19 protein-coding genes are annotated in these 17873 nt (G+C 69.7%); 8 read left to right on the top strand and 11 right to left on the bottom strand.

The window, feature by feature from the left end; translation table 11 throughout:
* Window positions 1-14 precede the first annotated feature (14 nt).
* Entirely contained in the window at window positions 15-698 is a 684-nt protein-coding gene (locus LZ199_RS35620; RefSeq protein WP_253998237.1) for a macro domain-containing protein, read from the top strand.
* A 17-nt stretch (window positions 699-715) separates the two neighbouring features.
* On the opposite strand, the gene LZ199_RS35615 is transcribed toward LZ199_RS35620, so the two are convergent.
* From LZ199_RS35615 to LZ199_RS35605, 3 genes are all read right to left on the bottom strand, one after another.
* Window positions 716-1456 carry a LytR/AlgR family response regulator transcription factor gene (locus LZ199_RS35615; RefSeq protein WP_253998236.1) on the bottom strand — a complete coding sequence of 247 codons (741 nt, stop codon included), beginning with the start codon at window positions 1454-1456 and terminating at the stop codon, window positions 716-718.
* On the bottom strand, window positions 1425-2540 hold the full coding sequence (locus LZ199_RS35610; protein WP_253998235.1) for a sensor histidine kinase: 1116 nt from the start codon (window positions 2538-2540) through the stop codon (window positions 1425-1427). The genes LZ199_RS35615 and LZ199_RS35610 overlap by 32 nt, the downstream gene beginning before the upstream one ends.
* A gap of 75 nt (window positions 2541-2615) precedes the next feature.
* The gene (locus LZ199_RS35605; RefSeq protein ID WP_253998234.1) at window positions 2616-3746 is read right to left on the bottom strand and encodes a pyridoxal phosphate-dependent aminotransferase; all 1131 of its coding nucleotides are present in this window, start codon (window positions 3744-3746) and stop codon (window positions 2616-2618) included.
* A 143-nt stretch (window positions 3747-3889) separates the two neighbouring features.
* Here LZ199_RS35605 and LZ199_RS35600 point away from each other — a divergent pair, with 143 nt between their 5' ends.
* Window positions 3890-4792 (top strand): FAM151A/B family protein, encoded by a 903-nt coding sequence (locus LZ199_RS35600; RefSeq protein WP_253998233.1) that lies wholly within the window; start codon window positions 3890-3892, stop codon window positions 4790-4792.
* A gap of 15 nt (window positions 4793-4807) precedes the next feature.
* Here the strand turns inward: LZ199_RS35600 and LZ199_RS35595 are convergent, their stop codons facing one another.
* Window positions 4808-5446 (bottom strand): glutathione S-transferase family protein, encoded by a 639-nt coding sequence (locus tag LZ199_RS35595; RefSeq protein ID WP_253998232.1) that lies wholly within the window; start codon window positions 5444-5446, stop codon window positions 4808-4810.
* A 244-nt stretch (window positions 5447-5690) separates the two neighbouring features.
* Here LZ199_RS35595 and LZ199_RS35590 point away from each other — a divergent pair, with 244 nt between their 5' ends.
* Entirely contained in the window at window positions 5691-6425 is a 735-nt protein-coding gene (locus LZ199_RS35590; protein WP_253998231.1) for an NlpC/P60 family protein, read from the top strand.
* On the opposite strand, the gene LZ199_RS35585 is transcribed toward LZ199_RS35590, so the two are convergent.
* Together LZ199_RS35585 and LZ199_RS35580 are read right to left on the bottom strand one after the other, a co-directional pair.
* The gene (locus LZ199_RS35585; RefSeq protein ID WP_253998230.1) at window positions 6387-7607 is read right to left on the bottom strand and encodes a sensor histidine kinase; all 1221 of its coding nucleotides are present in this window, start codon (window positions 7605-7607) and stop codon (window positions 6387-6389) included. The genes LZ199_RS35590 and LZ199_RS35585 overlap by 39 nt on opposite strands.
* Window positions 7591-8265 (bottom strand): response regulator transcription factor, encoded by a 675-nt coding sequence (locus LZ199_RS35580; protein WP_253998229.1) that lies wholly within the window; start codon window positions 8263-8265, stop codon window positions 7591-7593. Before LZ199_RS35580 ends, LZ199_RS35585 begins: the two co-directional genes overlap by 17 nt.
* A 149-nt stretch (window positions 8266-8414) precedes the next feature.
* Here LZ199_RS35580 and LZ199_RS35575 point away from each other — a divergent pair, with 149 nt between their 5' ends.
* On the top strand, window positions 8415-9194 hold the full coding sequence (locus tag LZ199_RS35575; RefSeq protein WP_253998228.1) for an alpha/beta hydrolase: 780 nt from the start codon (window positions 8415-8417) through the stop codon (window positions 9192-9194).
* Here LZ199_RS35575 and LZ199_RS35570 read toward each other — a convergent pair.
* Entirely contained in the window at window positions 9181-9561 is a 381-nt protein-coding gene (locus LZ199_RS35570; protein WP_256569673.1) for a type II toxin-antitoxin system PemK/MazF family toxin, read from the bottom strand. The genes LZ199_RS35575 and LZ199_RS35570 overlap by 14 nt on opposite strands.
* Before the next feature lie 40 nt (window positions 9562-9601).
* On the bottom strand, window positions 9602-11059 hold the full coding sequence (locus LZ199_RS35565; RefSeq protein WP_253998226.1) for a hypothetical protein: 1458 nt from the start codon (window positions 11057-11059) through the stop codon (window positions 9602-9604).
* A gap of 307 nt (window positions 11060-11366) precedes the next feature.
* Here LZ199_RS35565 and LZ199_RS35560 point away from each other — a divergent pair, with 307 nt between their 5' ends.
* Both LZ199_RS35560 and LZ199_RS35555 read left to right on the top strand, forming a co-directional pair.
* A complete protein-coding gene (locus LZ199_RS35560; RefSeq protein WP_253998225.1) occupies window positions 11367-12803 on the top strand; it encodes a tectonin domain-containing protein in 1437 nt (478 codons plus the stop codon).
* Window positions 12804-12895: 92 nt separating this feature from the next.
* The gene (locus LZ199_RS35555) at window positions 12896-13636 is read left to right on the top strand and encodes a hypothetical protein (protein WP_253998224.1); all 741 of its coding nucleotides are present in this window, start codon (window positions 12896-12898) and stop codon (window positions 13634-13636) included.
* Between the two features lie 70 nt (window positions 13637-13706).
* Here LZ199_RS35555 and LZ199_RS35550 read toward each other — a convergent pair whose 3' ends face one another.
* Both LZ199_RS35550 and LZ199_RS35545 read right to left on the bottom strand, forming a co-directional pair.
* The gene (locus LZ199_RS35550) at window positions 13707-14090 is read right to left on the bottom strand and encodes a VOC family protein (protein WP_253998223.1); all 384 of its coding nucleotides are present in this window, start codon (window positions 14088-14090) and stop codon (window positions 13707-13709) included.
* 202 nt (window positions 14091-14292) lie between these two features.
* Window positions 14293-14862: a cysteine hydrolase family protein gene (locus LZ199_RS35545; protein ID WP_253998222.1), complete on the bottom strand. Its 570-nt coding sequence runs from the start codon at window positions 14860-14862 to the stop codon at window positions 14293-14295.
* Between the two features lie 109 nt (window positions 14863-14971).
* Here LZ199_RS35545 and LZ199_RS35540 point away from each other — a divergent pair, with 109 nt between their 5' ends.
* Both LZ199_RS35540 and LZ199_RS35535 read left to right on the top strand, forming a co-directional pair.
* Entirely contained in the window at window positions 14972-15955 is a 984-nt protein-coding gene (locus LZ199_RS35540) for a GlxA family transcriptional regulator (protein ID WP_253998221.1), read from the top strand.
* Window positions 15956-16058: 103 nt separating this feature from the next.
* Window positions 16059-16409, top strand: a complete 351-nt coding sequence (locus LZ199_RS35535; RefSeq protein WP_253998220.1) for a nuclear transport factor 2 family protein — start codon at window positions 16059-16061, stop codon at window positions 16407-16409.
* Window positions 16410-16437: 28 nt separating this feature from the next.
* On the opposite strand, the gene LZ199_RS35530 is transcribed toward LZ199_RS35535, so the two are convergent.
* The gene (locus LZ199_RS35530; protein ID WP_253998219.1) at window positions 16438-17742 is read right to left on the bottom strand and encodes a hypothetical protein; all 1305 of its coding nucleotides are present in this window, start codon (window positions 17740-17742) and stop codon (window positions 16438-16440) included.
* Window positions 17743-17873 lie beyond the last annotated feature (131 nt).

Below are 17873 nucleotides of genomic sequence, written 5' to 3'. Positions count from 1 at the left end.
TGGGAAGGTCGTGCATGCGCTTGTCGAACGTGGTGTTGAAGGGCCCTGACGTGGGCCCGCGGTTGACGTCTGTCGAAGTCGCGCAGGGCAGTCTGGTGAACGGGCGGGAGCGGGTGCTCGTCAATGCGTCCAACACGAATGGACAGCTCGGCTCGGGGGTCTCCGGCGCCATCCGCCGGGCGTGTGGCGCGGGCTTCCAGGAGCACATCCTCGCGGCCTTGAACGCGCGCTTCGGCGGGCCCATGGCGCCGGGCGAGGTGCTGGTGACGGAGGCGGGCGCGCACCCCACCGCGAAGTGGGTGGCCCACGTCGCGGTGATGGACTACCGCGAGGGCATCCACGGGGGCTCGTTCCCGGACACGCAGCGCATCCGCGACGCGTGCGCGCGGCTGTGGGCGGCGCTGGAGCAGGTGGAGGAGGAAGACCTCTCCGTGGCCATGGTGGCGCTGGGCGCTGGCACCGGAGGGCTCTCGCTGCGCGAGTCGGTGGAGCTGGCGTGCTCCACCCTGAGCGAGCACCTGAAGACTCGCGAGCAGTCGCGGCTCGGGCGGGTGGTCTTCTACGGCTACAACCTGCCGGAGTACATCGCCACCGTGGACGTCGTCTCGCGCCACTTCACGCTGCCGGAGGGCTCGGTGTCGCGGGAGGTGCTGGACTTCGTGGAGCGCAGTCGCGAGCAGGAGCGGCAGGGCAGGTAGCCGCCTCTTCGCCCGCGCTAGCCGAACCGCTCGCGCAGCGCCGACGCGTGGCTCCGGCTGAGTGGCAGCGGGGCCTCCAGCCCGCGCAGGTAGACTTCACCTCCTCCGCTCAAGCCCCGGTCCACGCGCTCGACGAAGGTGAGGTTGACCAGCGCGGAGCGGTGGATGCGCGCGAAGGTCCGCTCCGGCAGCCTCAGCTCCCACTCCTTGAGGGGGCGCGGCGATAGCGTGCGCTGGCCGTCCGCCGTGACGAGCTCCACGTAGTCGCCCGCGCCGCATAGACAGACGAGCTGCTCCACCCGCACGAAGCGCGACTTCGCGCCGTTCTCCAGGAACAGCACGTCCGCCTCGGTGAGCTTCGGGCGGGTGGGCCCCTGCGTGGGCGCGGGCTTGCCCTGCTCCCGGGCCACCAGTCTCTCCACGGCCCTGGCCAGCCGGTCCGGATGCACGGGCTTGAGCAGGTAGTCGAGCGCGTTGACCTCGAACGCCCGCAGCGCGTGCGTGTCGTGGGCCGTGACGAAAATCACCTGGAACGGCCGCTCGGGCAGGCGGGCGAGCAGCTCGAAGCCGCCCTCTCCGGGCATCTGCACGTCCAGGAACAGCAGCTCCGGCCGCAGCTCCTCGATTCGCGCCAGCGCGGACGTCACGCTGTCCGCCTCGCCCACCACCTTCACGTGGGGAGACGACGACAGCAGCTCGCGCAGCTCGACTCGGGCGAGCCGCTCGTCATCCACGAGCAAGGCGCGCAGGGGCGTCATGCGATTCCTCGGCGAGTATCGGGGTCCATTCCATGGCGGGGAGCTCGACGACGATGTGGACCCAGCCGTCCGTCTCCGACGTCTCCAGCTTCGCGCGCTCTCCGTAGAGGTGGGACAGCCGCTCGCGCACGTTGCGCAGGCCGGTGCCCGTGCCCTGGGGCCCCAGCTCGCGGGTCGCGGGCGCCCACGTGCCGGTGTTGTCCACCTGGATGCGCAGCACGTCCTTCACCCGCGTCACCCGCACGCGCACGCGCACCGGTAGGACGCCCGCGGCCAGGCCGTGCTTCACCGCGTTATCCACCAGCGGCTGGATGAGGAAGGCGGGCACGGTGAGCTGCTCGGTGCCCGGCTCCACGGAGAGGCTCGCGTCCAGCTTCTCCTCGAAGCGCACCGACTCGATGCTCAGGTAGCTGCGCACCATGGCCAGCTCCTCCTCCAGCGGGACCTGTGGGGCGTCCCCCTTCTGGAGCGAGAAGCGCAGGAAGTCCGCCATCTCCGTCACCATGCGCCGCGCCCGGGCGGGGTCCTCTCCGATGAGGGCGCGCACGGAGGTGAGCGCGTTGAACAGGAAGTGCGGATGCATCTGGTGCCGCAGGGACGCGAGCCGCGCCTCCTGCGCGAGGGTGTCCGCGCGCAGGGCCCGCTCGCGCTCCTCCTGCCACGCGCGGGCGTGCTTGATTCCGAAGTAGAGCCCGCTCCAGCCCAGCAGCGTGACGCCGTACTCCAGCGAGAGCCGGGGAAGCGACATCTGGTGCCGCTGCCAGTCGTACGTGGGATAGAGCCAGACCGCCCACAGCTCACCCAACACCGCCCAGAGGGCTCCGAATGCCGCGCTGGTGACCATGGCCCAGAGCGTCTGCCGCCGGAAGGTGCTCGGGAAGAGGGGCCGGTAGAGCAGCCTCATCACGCTGGTGAGCGCCAGCCCGTACAGCGCGCGGTGCGCCTTGGCCACCACCAGGTGCAGCGCGCCGCCATCCGCGTTGATGGCGGGATAGAAGGTGATGATGAGCAGGAGGGCGTAGAGCCCCCAGCCCCCGAGCTGCAACTTCCAGAAGGCCGGCGCGGGGGCGGGGCGGTGTTCCATGCGCGGCAACCTACCAGAGCGGCCCCGGCCCGACGACACAAGCGCGGAAGGACACAAAGGCTCGTCTGGCTGCCCTCACGTCTTCAGCATGTTCTTCAGGAGGGGGCCGAACGCGCGCATCTCCTCCACCGTGCCCAGCGTCAGGCGCAGGGCCGACACCTCCGCGGAGATGGGGACGTCGGGTGTCGTCGTCAGATGGAAGCCATGGGGCGCGAAGCGCACGGGCAGGTCCAGCTGCTTCGCGGTCAGCGGTATCCAGAGGAAGTTCCCGTGGCCTCCGACGTACTTCATCCCCAACTCGTCCAGCACGCGCGTCGTGACTTTGCGGGACTCAGCGGTGAGCTTGCGCATGCGCGCGAGGAAGAGCGGGTCCTGGAGGCTGGCCAGCGCGGCCATGATGGCCGTGGGGTTGGGCAGGGCCATCCGCAGCCCGGCCAGTCGCTTGACGACGTGGGGCTGGGCCAGCGCGTAGCCCACGCGCATGCCCGCCAGGCCATAAATCTTGGAGAAGGAGCGGGTGATGATGACGTTCCGTCCCGCGCGCACCTGGTCCACCATGGACTGGCCCGGCGCCGGCTCCAGGTAGTTCAGATACACCTCGTCCACCAGCACGGTGGCGCGAGGTGCCACCGCTTCGCAGAAGGCGCGCAGGCGCACCGGGTCGACGACGGTGCCCGTGGGGTTGTTGGGATTGCACACGGAGACGAGCTTCGTGTCCGCGCCCACGAGGGCCTCCATCGCCGCCAGGTCATGCGTCAGCGTGGCGTCCAGGGGGACGCGGTGCACCTTGCCTCCGACGCGCTCGGCATAGTCTGCGACGACGGGGAAGCTGGGCCTGGCGCACACGACGCCGCCTCCACCCGTCGCGTACTCGGCGGTGACGAGCGTCAGGGCCTCGAAGGAGCCGGCGGTGACGAGCACGTGCTCCGGCGTCAGGCCCTCCTGCTCGGCGATGAGGCGCGTGAGGGCGGAGATGCTGTCGGACGAGGCGTAGCGGCTGCTGAGATGCAGCGACTCACGGATGGCCCGCTGGGCGCCCTCACAGGGGCCGTAGCGGTTCTCGTTGAAGAAGAGGCGGATGGGGTCCTTGAGCGTCGCGCGCTGGGGGGCGGCGGCCTGGACGGGCTGGGGGCGGAGCGCGAGTCCCGCGGTGGTCGCCGCGACACCGGCGAGGAGGGCCCTGCGGGTGGGAAGGAATTGGGGCACGGTCGATTCTCCCGGCGCTGAAGGGGTGTGGGGCACAGCGCGGGGAGGATGTTAGGGCTTGACGCGGTGCGGGGTGGTCCGCGTGCCAGCCCAAGCACCTTTTCCCCGCCATTCCCCGACAATTGAGAATCGGAGGTCGCACCATGCCTTTTGAGCACGGCGGTCGGATTGGTCCCAGGGTCGTCCCGCTGCTCCCCAAGCCGCAGCCGCCGCCTCCGGTGGCCGAGGCGAAGGCCACGACTCCGTCGACCGCGCCCAAGGGCTATTCCCAGACGGACAGCTTCCAGGCGAACACCGTCAGCGCGAAGTCCGCCGAGTCCTCCACGCCGGTGGACAACACCTGGTCCAAGGGCCAGCCGCTCTCCGAGGCGCGCAATGCGCATCGCACCAACACGAAGCAGGAGTTCGAGGCCGCGCTGAACAGCGGCGCGAACTGGTTCGAGGGGGATATCCGGAAGGAGATCAACAACGACACTCCGGAGATGCGCCACGACAAGGGCCACGAGGATGGAGACAACCTCACGCTCAACGAGTGGCTGACGATGGGCAAGGAGTCCGGGCGCGGCCTCAAGCTCGACATCAAGGAGGGCGACCAGATTCCGGCCGTCCTCGACGAGCTGGAGAAGGTGGGCATCTCCGAGGACAAGCTGATGCTCAACCTCGGCTTCGGGGACATGCAGAAGTACGGCGCCGAGATTCGCGAGCGCTTCCCCAATGCCATCCTCGCCATCAACCCGCCCACCGAGGGACAGGTGAAGGGGGCGGATGCGCAGAAGATGGTCGACCTGGCGAAGGAGCTGGGTGGGCCCGTCACCTTCGTGGTGCGTCACGACAAGCTGACGGATGACGCCATCAAGACCTTCCTGCCCGCCGGCACCGTCTCGGTGTGGGGCGACTCGAAGGACCCGGTGAAGGCCGCCGAGGACCTGAAGGCCCGAGGCGTCAACGGGATGATCGACATCGCGGGGCCACATGGGAACAACTGGGGTGACGCGGCCAGCGCGGTGAAGAACTGGCTCAAGACTGGCTGGGACAAGGTGTTCTAGGCGCTGTCCCCGCGCTCAGCCCGCTTCGACGCGGTCGCAGTAGGCGTCGAACGCCTTCTTCCAGGCCGGGCGAGCGATGCAGCGCCTCTGGAAGGCGAGCACGTTGGGGTAGTCCTTGACGATGCTCTCGTCGGTGCCGGCGCCCAGCACATGCGTCAGCAAGAGGTCCGCGACGGTGAACTCGTGGGTCGCGACGAACTCCCGGCCCGCGAGCCAGCCGTCGAGCTGCTTCAGGCGCATGCTCCCCCATTGGTGAAGCGCATCGCTTCCCGGGGAGCCCTTGCCGCCGCTGATATCGACGAACCACGCGCTCAGGAGCGGGACTTCAATCGAGTTCAGCGCCGCGACGCACCAGCGCAGCACCTGCGCTTCGCCGGCGAGGTCGCGCGGCATCAGCTTGCCGCTCTTGCGGGCGAGGTAGAGCAGGATTGCGCCCGACTCGGTGACGACCACGCCGTCGTCGTCAATCACCGGAATCTGTCCGAATGGATTGAGCGCGCGATACGCGGGCGTATCGAGGTCGTGCCGCGGATGATCCATCCCCACGATTTCATACGGCAGCCCCATCTCCTCCAGCGCCCACAGCACGCGCAAGTCCCGGGTCTTGCCGCGGGCCATCTTGTTCACTCGGGAGAAGCCGTAGACCTTGAGCATGCGCGCATCCTACTTCGCGAGGATGAATCTTCCAGGTCGCGTGAGCCACCGACGGGCTCCGCGGGTACCCTCCTCGGACTCTGGAATCTGCTGCGGGCCTTGGGCGTGTTCCTATTCCAGTCAGCGCCAAGGGAACGCGTGGACGGCGAGCGGTGTCAAATCCGCCCGCGTCTTCCTGGCATCGCGGCCACGCCAGAGATGTGTCGCTTTGCCGCGCCGCCGCGTGGCGTGCCACGCTCCGGTCATGGTCTTCAACACGTGCAAGGGCTTCGGGGCGACGCTGTGCGGCTTCGCCTCGCGATGGGCCGCCAGCTCCTGGCTGGGATGGAGCCTCTGCCTGCTCGCGCTGCCCGGCGCGGTGCATGCCCAGACGGAGCCGCCTCGAACGTCTGGTGTCACCTCTCCCAGTGAGCGCTTCGTGCGCGCCGCGCGAGAGGTGTTGGGCGTGCCCTATGTGCTGGGCGGGCGACTGCGTGAAGGTGGAGCGGGCCTCGATTGCCAGGGCGTGTTGTTCTACGCCGCCGAGCGCGTGGGACGCTGTGGCTGGAAGTCGTTCTCCGTGCTGCCCACCGTGGCGGTGCCCTCGGCGGAGCTGGGCGCCTCGGTGTCGGGCCTGTCGCCCGTGGCCTCCTCGTCGCTCGACGTGACGCGGCTGCTGCCCGGCGACGTGCTGTGGCTGGTGGGGTTCGACGCCAATCCGGCCGAGCCCGCCATCGGCGAGCTCTCAGGTCGCCCCGTCTGGGTCTGGCATACCGGGCTCTACAGCGGCAACGGGCGCTGGGTTGTCGGGGACCACTTCGCGGGCGAGGTGGTGGAGGTGGACCTGGTGGCCTACTTGAAGGAACACGCGGACACCTACTCCGGCCTGGTCGCGACTCGGATGGAGCAGGGCCCCCGCCCCGGTCGCTGTCGCCAACATGCGCCCATGCGGAAGCCGTCGTCACCTCCCGCGCGGCCCCACGGAAGGCCAGGAGAGTAGGACTCGCGTGCCGTGCGGCTCCAGGGGACGGATGGACAACTCCCAGGAGAACCGACGCGCCAGCCGCTCCACGAGCGACAGGCCGATGCCGAAGCCCTCGTGCTCGGGTTGTACGTGTCCGAAGCCCACGCCCGTGTCGCGAATGCTCCAGCTTCCGGGGGCCACCTGGATGACGATGCGTCCCTGGCTCGTGTAGTCGAGCGCGTTCTTGATGAGGTTGCCCAGCATCACCCGCGCCACGGCTCCCGGGAGTGGCGCGAGGACCTCGTCCGAGGCCTCGATGACCAGCTCCACGCCGTCGTGTTGGCGACGGTCCCCGTACAGCGCGGCCAGCTCGCGGGTGATGCCCACCAGTCCGCACGTCTCGTCGGAGCGGCCCGCGCGGGCAAGCCAGAGGATTCCCTCGGTCAGCAGGCCCATGTGGCGCACCGCCTGGCGCAGTCGCTCGAAGGTCTCCCTGTCCGACGGCGGATCCAGCTCCAGTATCTCCACCGCGCCCTGGGCCACGGCCAGCGGGGTGCGCAGCTCGTGGCTCGCATCACGATTGAAGGCGCGCTCCCGCTCCAGCAACTCCTGGATGCGCAGGTCCCTGGCACGCAGGGCCGCCGCGAGCAGGTGCACTTCGGCGATGCCGCCATCTTCTTCCGGGCTCGGAGTCGCATCCGCCCGCACCCGTGACACGAGCTGCTCCAGGGGACGGCTGAGCCGCCTCGCGACGAAGCGGGAGAGCAGCGCGGCGCCCAGCAGGGCCAAGAGGGCGCTGGTCACCAGCAATCCGGCCGTCCGTTGGAGGTGGCGGGTGGTGCTCGTCAGCGCCGTGGTGTCGAAGACCACGTAGCGCGTGAGCCCTCGGGTCGCGTCCGGGCGCACCGCGACATGGAAGTGTCCATGCTCTTTCGTGAAGACCTCGCGCTCGCTCCGGGGCGCGTCCTCCGGCAGCGACTCCCCGAGCCACGGCGGCAGGCTGGCGTGGCCCACGTAGGTCGTCATTCCGGATGGGACGACGCTCGGTGCGTCCGGGCGGCGGTCCGCCTCGGTGGCCACGAGCCGGTCGAAGATGGCGTCCTCGAGGTCGTAGCTGAAGGCGGTGAAGAAGGCTCCCATCAGGACGAGCGCGAGCGCGGCGGACAGCGCCATGGCGCCCAGGAGGAGGCCTCGGACCGACCTAGTCTTGGGGCGCATCCAGGCTGTAGCCCTCGTTGCGCCGCGTGGTGATGGAGGGACTCATTCCCAGCTCCGCGAGCGCGCCTCGCAGGGCATAGACATGGGTGCGCAGCGCGCTCGACTCCGGTGCTTCGTCTCCCCAGAGCTGGTGGGCCAGCTTCTCCGTGGAGACGGGCTTGGGCGCGGCCTCCATGAGCAGCTTCAGGATGAGGGCCTCCGTCCTGTTGAGGCGCACGGTGCGCTCACCCAGCCGGGTGAAGCCGGTATCCGGCTCCAGGGTGAGTGCCCCCACCGTCAGCCGTCGTCCGCTCGGAGGAACGGGGCGCCGCGCCAGGACTTCCAGGCGCAGGCGCAGCTCCCGCAGGGAGAACGGCTTCACGAGGTAGTCATCCGCGCCCGCGCGAAAGCCCGCCTCCTTGTCATCGAGCGTGTCCCGCGCGGTCAGCATCAGGATGGGCACCAGCCGGGGTGCGAGCTCCCGGTAGCGCTGACACAGCTCGATGCCGTCCAGGCCCGGCAGCATCAGGTCCAGGACGATGACGTCGTACTCATGGCCCAGCGCGAGCGTGAGTCCCTGCGGCCCGGTGGTGGCGAAGTCCAACTGGAAGTCCGCGCCCAGGAACCGGGCGATGTTCGCCTGGAGGTCGCGGTTGTCTTCGACGATGAGCACTCGCATGGGGATGCCCGGGGGCGGGCAGGGGGCCTTGGAAGGAGAGGGCCGCAGGTTATCAGTCGCCGCGTCAACCGGAGGTCAACCGCGCGTTGACGCGTGGCTGACGTCGGAAACCGCAAGGTGGCGGGCCTCTCACTTCGAGGAATCCCGACATGACCCGCCTGCTCTCGCTGTACCTGCTGCTGCTGTCCGCTTCCCTGGCCCACGCCGCCGACCCGGTGGCGCCGCTGGAGGTCCGGGGCTCGGACGGAGAACGCATCCCCACCGTGGTGCTGGAGCCCGAGGGCGGCGCGGCGAACCCGCCGGTGGCCGTCCTCCTGCACGGCCTCACCCGCAAGAAGGAGGACTGGCTGTCGGACGCGGCCCCGACGCATGGTGGAGTGCTGAAGGACACGCTGCTGCGGGCCGGGTACCGCGTCTATCTCCTGGACGCGCGACGACACGGCGAGCGGGCGACCCCCGAGGCGAAGCCGGGTGCGCTCGCCAAGCAGGCGCACCGGGGCGAGCCCGGGCCGTATGTGGCGATGGTCGCCGACACCGTCAAGGACGCCCACGCACTGCTCACCGCCGTGCTGGCGAAGGGCAAGCCGCCTCGGGTGCTCGTCGCCGGGTACAGCATGGGGGCCCAGGTGGCGCTGCTGCTCGCGGCGCGTGAGCCTCGCGTCACCCACCTCGTCACGATGGTGCCGCCCCACATCGACCCGACGATGGAGGAGATTGCTCCCTCGCGACACATGGCGCGGATTCAACAGGACTGGTTGCTGCTGACGGCGAACCAGGACGACTTCGCTCCTGTCGCGGACAGCAAGGCGCTGTTCGACGCGGCCCCGTCTCGACGCAAGACGCACAAGACCTTCGACAGTGGCCATGCGCTCCCGCGCGAGTACCTGGACGAAGTGAGCCGCTGGCTGCAGCGGGTCAGCGGCCGTTGAAGAACGCGGCCTGTTGAAAGCGCAGGCCCGCGAGGACCTGCTCCACCCGTTGCGCGGAGAGGGTGCCGATGAACTCTCCCAGCCGGGTCTTCTCCACGGAGGACACCTGGGAGACGACGATGACGCTGTGCCTGGGCAGGTTGCCTTCACCCTCGTCGAGGAGCACGTTGCCCGGCTCGTTCGCGCGCTTCAGGTTGGACGTCAGCGCGCAGACGACCACGGTGTGGATGCGCGAGTGGTTGAGGACATCCTCCTGAATCACCAGGTGGGGATGCACGATGGGGGGAATCGACCCTCGCGCCTCATCGGACTCCATCCAGTAGAGGTCGCCTCGGTGGAGAGGCCGTGGGGGCCGGGGCTCTTGCATGGCGTTCTTGTATCCCTCCCGATGGAGCGTTGTCCCCGCTTCAGCTCAGGCGTGCGAGCAGGGCGTCCAGCTCGCCCGTGAGCTTCGGGGACTTGAGCGCGCTCTTGAGCAGCCGGGTGAGGGGCTCGCGCTCGTCTGGCGTCGCGGCACTCAGTCGAGGTGCCCACTGCGTGCCCAGCTCCTCGGCGAGCTTCCTCTGCGGACCCGGGTGCGCGAGCAGCCAGGCGCGCAGCTCCGTGACGAGCGCCGAGTCGGGGACTGCCGGCGCGGGCTTCACCTCGACGCCCGGCTTCGTTCGTCCGTTCAAGACGGCGTCGAGGTGGTCCCACGCATCGAGCAGACTCCAGGCCCCCCGCGTCCCAGCGCCAGTGTGAGCGCACAGCGTCAACACGCGCTCCACGTTGCTCTCCGTCCGGTCCGACAGCGCGAGCGCCGCGGCACGCGCGAGGATGCGACCGCGTCCCTCGGGCGTCGCGAAGTCGAGGGCGCGCTCCGTCCACCCTTCCAGCGAGACGTGTCGCAGCAGCTCCCGCGAGCCACGCACTCCCGCCTGTAACGCCTCCATCGCGGAGCGAAGCCCTTCACCGCCTGTCGTCCGCCCGCCAGCGCGTTCCAGGGCCCAGCCCATGACCTTTCCTCGCTCCGCTTCGTCGAGGCGCGCCGCGAGCTGCCCCGGACCCGGGTAGTCCCAGGGCCAGGTCACGCCCTGTGCCAACAGGTCGAAGGGAATGCCAGGGCGTCCCTTGCGCCGGTCCTGCCGCACGCTCTCCAGGACTCGCTGGAGCAGCGCGGAGTCACGGGTGCCGCTCGCGACGCGGCGCCAGTCGACAGCGAGAGTCTCCCAGCGGAGTGTGCCTTTGGCGATGCGCGCCTCAGCCGCCGCGAGCGCCATGGCTTGCTGGGCCTCGAAGGACTCCATGTCGGAGGAAGGGGACATCGCCTGTTCGAGCACCTCACGAGGCAGGCTCCGCCACCGGGCCTCGAGGTCCTGAAGCCTCGCGGCGAGCCAGGCGTGGACGTCGGGGGAGGCGAGCGGCAGCGGCTCGGTGGGACCCACCGGTTGGGTGCAGACGAGGTCCTGGTGGTACTGGCCGACGCTCGGGCCATTCTCGCCCACGAAGCGGGCATCGAGCGCCCAGGCCGGCTCGAGGTCGCGCTCCGTGGTGAACAGCATCCACTGCTCCGCGCCAGGCACGCCGTTGAGCTCCGCCAGCTCCAGGTGACGGTCGTGCTCGTCGAGCAGCCGCACGTCGCTCAGCAGGCGCAGCCCTGGGAGTGTCTCGCCATCATCGGACTCCACGGGAGCGGCCCAGACGATGCCGCGTGCTTCGAGCAGCTCGCGCAGGTCTCCGGTCAGCTCGAACCCGCGCCGCCAGAACGCGGCCTCGTAACGTTCGAGTTGTTCGCGCGAGAGGGGCTCACCGCCATGGAGTGCGCGGAGCCCCGCCTGTGTCTGGCGCTCGCTCCACGCATCCCACAGCTCGACGATTCGCGACATGGTGCGCTCTCTCCGGGTCCACCGTGGAGCGATGTCCCACACGCCCCAGGCACCGAGCTTCGCCGCCGAGGCCTCCCGAGGCCACGGTGAAGTGGGCGGGGAGATGCACATGTGGTCATTCCGGGAGCCATCGCGGCGTTTCGTTGCGCTGACACGTCAACGGACACGTCAAGACCCGCGAGGGCGGCTCCTGACACACCCGACGCGCGCTTCAATCAGGCTTCGCTCCCCTGGAGTGGGTACTGGCCTGGTTGTTGCTCTCGCGCCGTGCGCAGCCATTGCTTCCCCCGAAAGCGATAAGCCCCCCATGAAACCAGCTCTGAAGTTCGCGAACCTCGCGGCCCTGTGTCTGGGCTTGATGTCCGTCACCGCCAGCCCCCCGGCCGGTGCGCAGCCCCTCCCCGCGATTGCCCAGGTCCCGCCGAGCCCCCCTCCCGCGCTCCCCGCCGGCACCAAGGTGACCTGTACCCAGGGCCCCGGCACGGGGGCCGCCTCCGCCACCTGTCCGGTGCTCAAGTACGACGGCTACACGTACTGGGCGCTCTGCTATGGCGACAACCGCATCGGCATGGTCATCGCGGCGTATGACGCCACGGGTGCGCTCGCGGCGCAGTGGGAGAAGCCGGGTGCGCGGTATGTGTATGGCATCACCGTGAACCCCGCGAACAAGACGGTGACGTTCGCCGGGCAGACGGACGCGAAGATAACGATGACCTGGGACGAGCTGGTGCCGCCCCCCGTGGTCGTCCAGGTTCCTCCCGCGCCGACGCCCGCGATTCCCCCGGGGATGAAGGTGACGTGCACGCAGGGGCCCGGCACCGGAGCCGCCGCCGCCACGTGCCCGGTCATCAAGTGGAAGGGCTACACCTTCTGGGCCTACAGCTACACGGACAACCGCGTGAGCATGGGCATCGTCGCCTACGACGCCCTGGGCAGGATGGTGGCGCAGTGGGAGAAGCCGGGTGCGCGGTATGTGTATGGAATCACCGTGAGCACCCTGGACAAGACGGTGACGTTCGCCGGGCAGACGGACTCGAAAATCACCATGAAGTGGAGTGACTTGCTGGCGGCTCCGGCGCCGCAGTGGGTGCTCCAGCCGGGGCCCCAGGGCGCGACGCTCAAGCAAATCTCAGTGGGGAACGCGAACGCGGTCTGGGGGCTCGACACCGCGGGCTTCCACTGGAAGTGGACGGGCGCGGCCTGGCAGAAGATGGGCGGTACGGTGGCGAACATCTCCACGGCCTCGGACGGGACGCTGTGGGCCACCAATCCGGCGGACTCGCTGCGCGTGCTGAAGTGGGACGCGACGGGCAACAAGTGGACCTGGAACGTGCCCACGGGGATGAAGCAGGTCACCGCCATCAACGCCAACACGGCCTGGGGCCTGGACAACGGCGGCTCGCTGTTCCGGTGGACGGGCTCCGCGTGGGAGAAGAAGGGCTGCTGCGTCAGCCAGCTCTCCGTGGGCGCGGATGGCGAGCTGTGGGCGACCAACCCCCCGGACGCAAACCGAGTGCTCCGCTGGGACGGCACCAAGTGGACCTGGAACATCCCCGCCGGCATGACGTTCGTCTCCGTGGGCAACGCGAAGAACATCTGGGCGCTGGATGGCTCCGACCAAGTCTACCAGTGGAGTGGGACGGCCTGGCAGAAGGTGCCCGGTGCGCTGCGCAACATCTCCGCCGCGGGGGATGGCTCCGTGTGGGGACTCAACGCGCAGGGCCTCGTCTACAAGTGGCAGTGACGGACGGGTAGGGCGCGTGGACACGTTTCACGCCCGAGGGAACGGATGGACGGGCCAGGGGTGTCTCTTCGAGTCACGCCTGGAGGTCCACCGTGTTGTCCCTCGTGTTGCTGAGCCTGCTGGCCGCGCCTCCCGCAGTGGAGGTCGAGGTCTTCGTCCCGCTGTGTGACAACGCCTTGATTGAGTGCGGCCGTGCACCGGCGGGCGCCCCTCGCGCCCTGGACACGAACCTCTACTGGGGCGCGATGTATGGGGCGGAGCGGTTCCTCTCACGGGCCCCGGGCTTCAAGGTGGTGAGCCGCGAGGCGGGGCCGGAGGACTCCGCGGTGTTGCGTGTGCTCGTCCTGGAGCGGACGGCCGCGAAGGGAGAGCGGCCCGTGCGGCTGCGGCTCCACGCCTATGCGGGCGACCGGATTGATACCGCGCTGGAGGACTTCCTGCGTGCGGCGGCGGGCGCGAGCCGGGCCGACCTGCTGGTGTGGGCCGGGCATGACCGGCTGATGGACCGCGCGCCTCCTCCGGTGGAGTCTCCGCCGGGGGCCTCGCCCAGGCCTGTCGTCGTCCTGGCGTGCATGAGTGAGCAGTACTTCGGCCCGGTGCTGAAGACGCTGGGCTCAAGCCCCATCGCGCTCACGCGAACGTTGATGGCGCCCGAAGCCTATCTGCTGGAGGCACTGGCCACCACCGTGGCGCGGCATGGGCCCACGGAGGCCACGGCCATGCGCAGCGCGCTCGTGGAGGCCTATGCGCGCTATCAACGCATCTCCCACCGCTCCGCCAGCTCGGTGTTCTCCAATCCGAAGCAGTCATCGTCGGGCGCCGCGCCTCGGTGAGGCTCACGACCTCCAGGCGGGAATCCCGGCGAACAGCGCGGAGCGTGAGCAGGGCCTCGGCGGACCCGACTCACCGCTCGCGGAAGAGGGCTTCCATGTTGTTGCCGTCCGGGTCGAACACGAAGGCGGCGTAGTAGCCCGGCGGATAGCCTTGCGCGGTGGAGCGGAGCCCGGGAGGCCCGTTGTCGGTGCCTCCGGATTTCAGCGCGGCCGCATGGAAGGCGTCTACCTCCGCGCGGCTCCGGGCCGCGAAGGCCGTGTGTTGCTTCACGCTGTGCGGATGGAAGCGGTCAATCCAGAAGACAGGATAGTCGACGCCGTAGCCGACCGCATCGCGTCCATCGCTCTCGGGAAGCTGCGCGACCCGGCGCATTCCAAAGGCGCTCAGCACCGCATCGTAGAAGATGGCGGAGCGCGCGACGTCCGCGACACCGATACCCGTGTGGTCAATCATGGTGCCAAGGCATAACACCCCCGGGAAACTCACTGTGCGGCGACGAGGGCGCCACCTGGCCTGGGCAGCTCTGCTGGAAGAACATGCCGATGGTCAATGGCACCAGGTCCGCGGGGTCCAAGGAGCACATCGCCTCGGACCCCGGCCAGGTCCGCGCCTGCGCCATCGGCGTGACCGTCCAACAGGGAAGTGCGCTTTCGCGTCAGCGCCCGGCCTGGGCCAGGAACTCCGCCGTCGGAACGAGGCGGGCGTAGCCCATGCCGAGCGCGGCGAGGAACGCGGCGTGGACATCCGGCGCGGAGACCTTCTGGCCGTTGAACTCCAGGGCACGGGCCGCGCAGGCATCCGGGAGCACGGTGACGGTGTAGCCCTGGTCCGCCGCCGCGCGCACCGTGGCGTCCACGCACATCAGCGTCATCATCCCGGTGACGACCAGGTGCTTCACGCCCAGCGTCCGCAGGCGCTCCTGGAGGTCCGTCTCCCGGAAGCTGTTGGGGAAGTGCTTGAGCACCACCGCCTCGCCGGGCCGGGGCTCGACGCGGGAATGAATCTGGGCCCCTGGCGTCCCCGGCAGGAAGAACGGAGCCCCTGGCTGCGGTGACTCGTGACGGACGTGGATGACCGGCACACCCCGCTCGCGGAAGAAGTCGAGCGCCGCCCGGGCCTGCGTGGCCGCCGCGTCGGTGCCGTCCAGCTCGAACCGGCCTCCGGGGAAGTAGTCGTTCTGGATGTCGATGAGCAGCAGCGCGGCGTTCTCCAAAGGCTTGTCCATGGGGTTCTCCTCCATCCGTGGTCGTCCGTTGTCCGGCTGAATATCCAGACGTCGCTTCCGGCGGCAGTGCTCGGATTGACAAAGTCCGGGCGGAAACCGACAAGCGCACATGGCCGACAGGTCCTCGTCCCTCCACATCGCGGTGCTGGCCCTGGAGGGCTGCGTGGCCTCCAGCGTGACGGGGCCGCTGGACGTGTTCGCCATGGCCAACCTCCTGTGCCGTGAGCAGGGCCGGAGCGAGCCCTTCACCGCCGAGCTGGTGGCCGCGCGAGCAGGCCCCATCCGGAGCTTCCACGGCCTGGAGCTCGCCGCCGCGCGGGTGCCGGCCCCGTCCGAGCGCTTCGATGTCGTCTTCGTCCCCGCCGTCATCGGCGACCTGGGGGGCAGCGTGGCCGACCCTTCCACGGCCGACTGGCTGGCGGGCCAGCACGCCCGGGGCTCCACGCTGGCGGCGGTGTGCGCCGGGGCCTTCCTGCTCGCGAAGACAGGCCTCCTGGACGGGAGGGAGGCCACCACCCACTGGGGGCTCGCCCAGGACTTCGTGGCGCACTATCCGCGCGTGGCGCTCAAGCCGGAGCTGCTGCTGGTGGACCACGGCGACGTGCTCACCGCGGGCGGCGTGACGGCCTACCTGGACCTCTGCCTGCACCTGGTGGCGAAGCACGCCTCGCCGGAGCTGGCGGCGCTGTGCGCGAAGATGCTCCTGGTGGAGCCGGGCCGCAGGTTCCAGGCGCCCTATGCGGTGCACGCCGTGCCCCGGGGCCACGGGGACGAGGCCGTGCTGCGCGCCCAGGAGTGGCTGGAGGCGCACCTCGTCGGCCCGGTGAGCTTGGCGGGCGCGGCCGTGGCGGCGAGCCTGGGAGAGCGCACGCTGCTGCGCCGCTTCCGCAAGGCCACCGGCGACACCCCGCTGGATTACGTCCAGCGCCTGCGAATCGAAGCCGCCCGGCACCTGCTGGAGACCACCCCCCGCACCGTGGAGGACATCTCCCAGGCCGTGGGCTACGCGGAGACCACCTCGTTCCGTCGCCGCTTCAAGGCCCGTACTGGCCTGACTCCGGACGCCTACCGGCGGCGCTTCGCCCTGCGCTGAGCCAGGGTGGATGCGTGCTTTCCTCGGGAAGCAGCCCTCTCAATCCTGACACTCCGCTGTCAGCGAGGTGGGGGAGGGTGGAGGACATTCTCGGAGGTCGAACATGGGGAGTCCCGCGGAAGTGGTGAAGGCGTACTTCGATGCGTGGAGCGAGAAGGACGAGGCGAAGCTGCGCGCCACGCTCGCGCCCGACGTGAGCTTCGTCGGCGCGCTCGGCACGGCGGAGGGGGCAGAGGCCTGCGTGAAGGGCCTGGTCAACGGCATGTGGAAGGTGTCACCCCAGGTGACGGTGCTGCACCGCTTCGTGGACGGTGCCGAAGTCCTGACCTGGTTCGAGATTCAGCCCTCGGAAGGCGCCCCCCTGCCGGTGGCGAACTGGAGCCACGTCGAGGATGGGCGCATCTCCCGCATCCGCGTGACGTTCGACCCGCGCCCGCTCCTGGCGAAGCGCTGACGAACGTCGTCGGGCCCGGGCCCTGTCCTCACTCCTCCTGGGTGAGTGGCAGGGCCGGGATGTCCTTCACCGTCGTGTGGTGGTTCACCCGCGTGCCCAGGATGAAGTTGGGCCCGAAGGGGAGGAAGGAATCCGCGCCGGCGTAGGCGGTGAAGAACAGGTCAGCGCCCTGGGCCACGTCTGGCAGGTACTCCTGGGGCTGGTCGCCCTGGGAGATGGCGAAGCCCGTGGGGTCCCACACGTCGCCGTCTTCACCCAGCCGCGCGCCCCAGACGCGGTGCGGGCCGCCTCGCGTGTCATCCCAGACGACCAGGGACTTGGAGTTGTGGTGCGCGAGGCGCGGGACGGTCTGCTCCCCGATGGCGGTGGAGATGGGAATGCCGTCCGGGTCCTCCACCGTGCCATTCCCATGCACCCGGGCTCCGAAGATGTCCGTGTCGCCATCGCGGTTGTCGGACCAGACCACGTGGTAGCGGCGGCCCGACCACGCCACGTCCGGCGTCAACTGGGCGCCGGGGGCCATGGCGATGGGAAAGCCGACATCATCGAGGATGGTGCCGTTCTCCTTCACGCGGTTGCCGTAGATGTCCTCTTTCCCCGCGCCGGCCCCGCGCTCGTCGGACCAGACGACCAGGAACTCCTTGCGGCTGTTGTTCCACGCCACCGCCGAATCGCCCGCGAAGTTGTAGGCTGGACTGAGCGTCCGCTCACTGTCCGCGATGACCTCGGCATGCTTCGTCACGCGTCCGAAGAAGATGACCGTCTCCGCGTCACCCGCGATGGTGAACGTCACCAGACACAGCTTCGGGGAGCAGGCGATGGCCGCCGGCCCGAAGGACTCGTCCGTCTGGATGACCCGGAACTCGGGGCCGACGACAGTGCCATCCGGCTTCACGCGCACGCCGTCGATGCCGTCCGACGTCTCCCAGACGACGAAGAAATGCGTCCCGTTGAAGGCGATGCCGGGTCGTCCACTTCCGACGGGACCGTCGCCCAGGTTGAGGCGGATGCCTTCGGGGTCCAGGAGGGTGCCGTCCGGCTTCACGCGGGCGCCGTACACTCCGCCCTCGCGCACGTCGTTCCAGACCGCGAAGAACTTCCCTCCCCCATATGCCACCGCCGGTCCACGGCGACCGAGCGGTGCGGGTGAGGGCCACTTCCGGCTCCACTCACGCGCCTGGGCCTCCCCATCGGCCTTGGCCTCCACGGGTGCCAGGTCCTTCGGGGGCGCCGCCTCCTCCTGGCCGGGGGCCATCTGACAGCCCGCGAGCAGGGCCCCGAGCAGCATCACCCCACGGCCTCCGGCGATGCCGGACCTTCCACTCCGCCTCATGCGTCTCTCCCCTGTGAGACGCAAACCTGACGTCTCCCAGGGGCCGTGCCATCTACCCGGAAGGAGCGGTCCCGGATGCGCGGCCAACGTGCGCATCGAGCCCTCGTCCGGGGGGCGACCTCCGGCTGTCC

Source organism: Myxococcus qinghaiensis (genome assembly GCF_024198215.1).
Lineage (GTDB): Bacteria > Myxococcota > Myxococcia > Myxococcales > Myxococcaceae > Myxococcus > Myxococcus qinghaiensis.
This window is presented reverse-complemented; position numbering and strand designations above follow the sequence as displayed.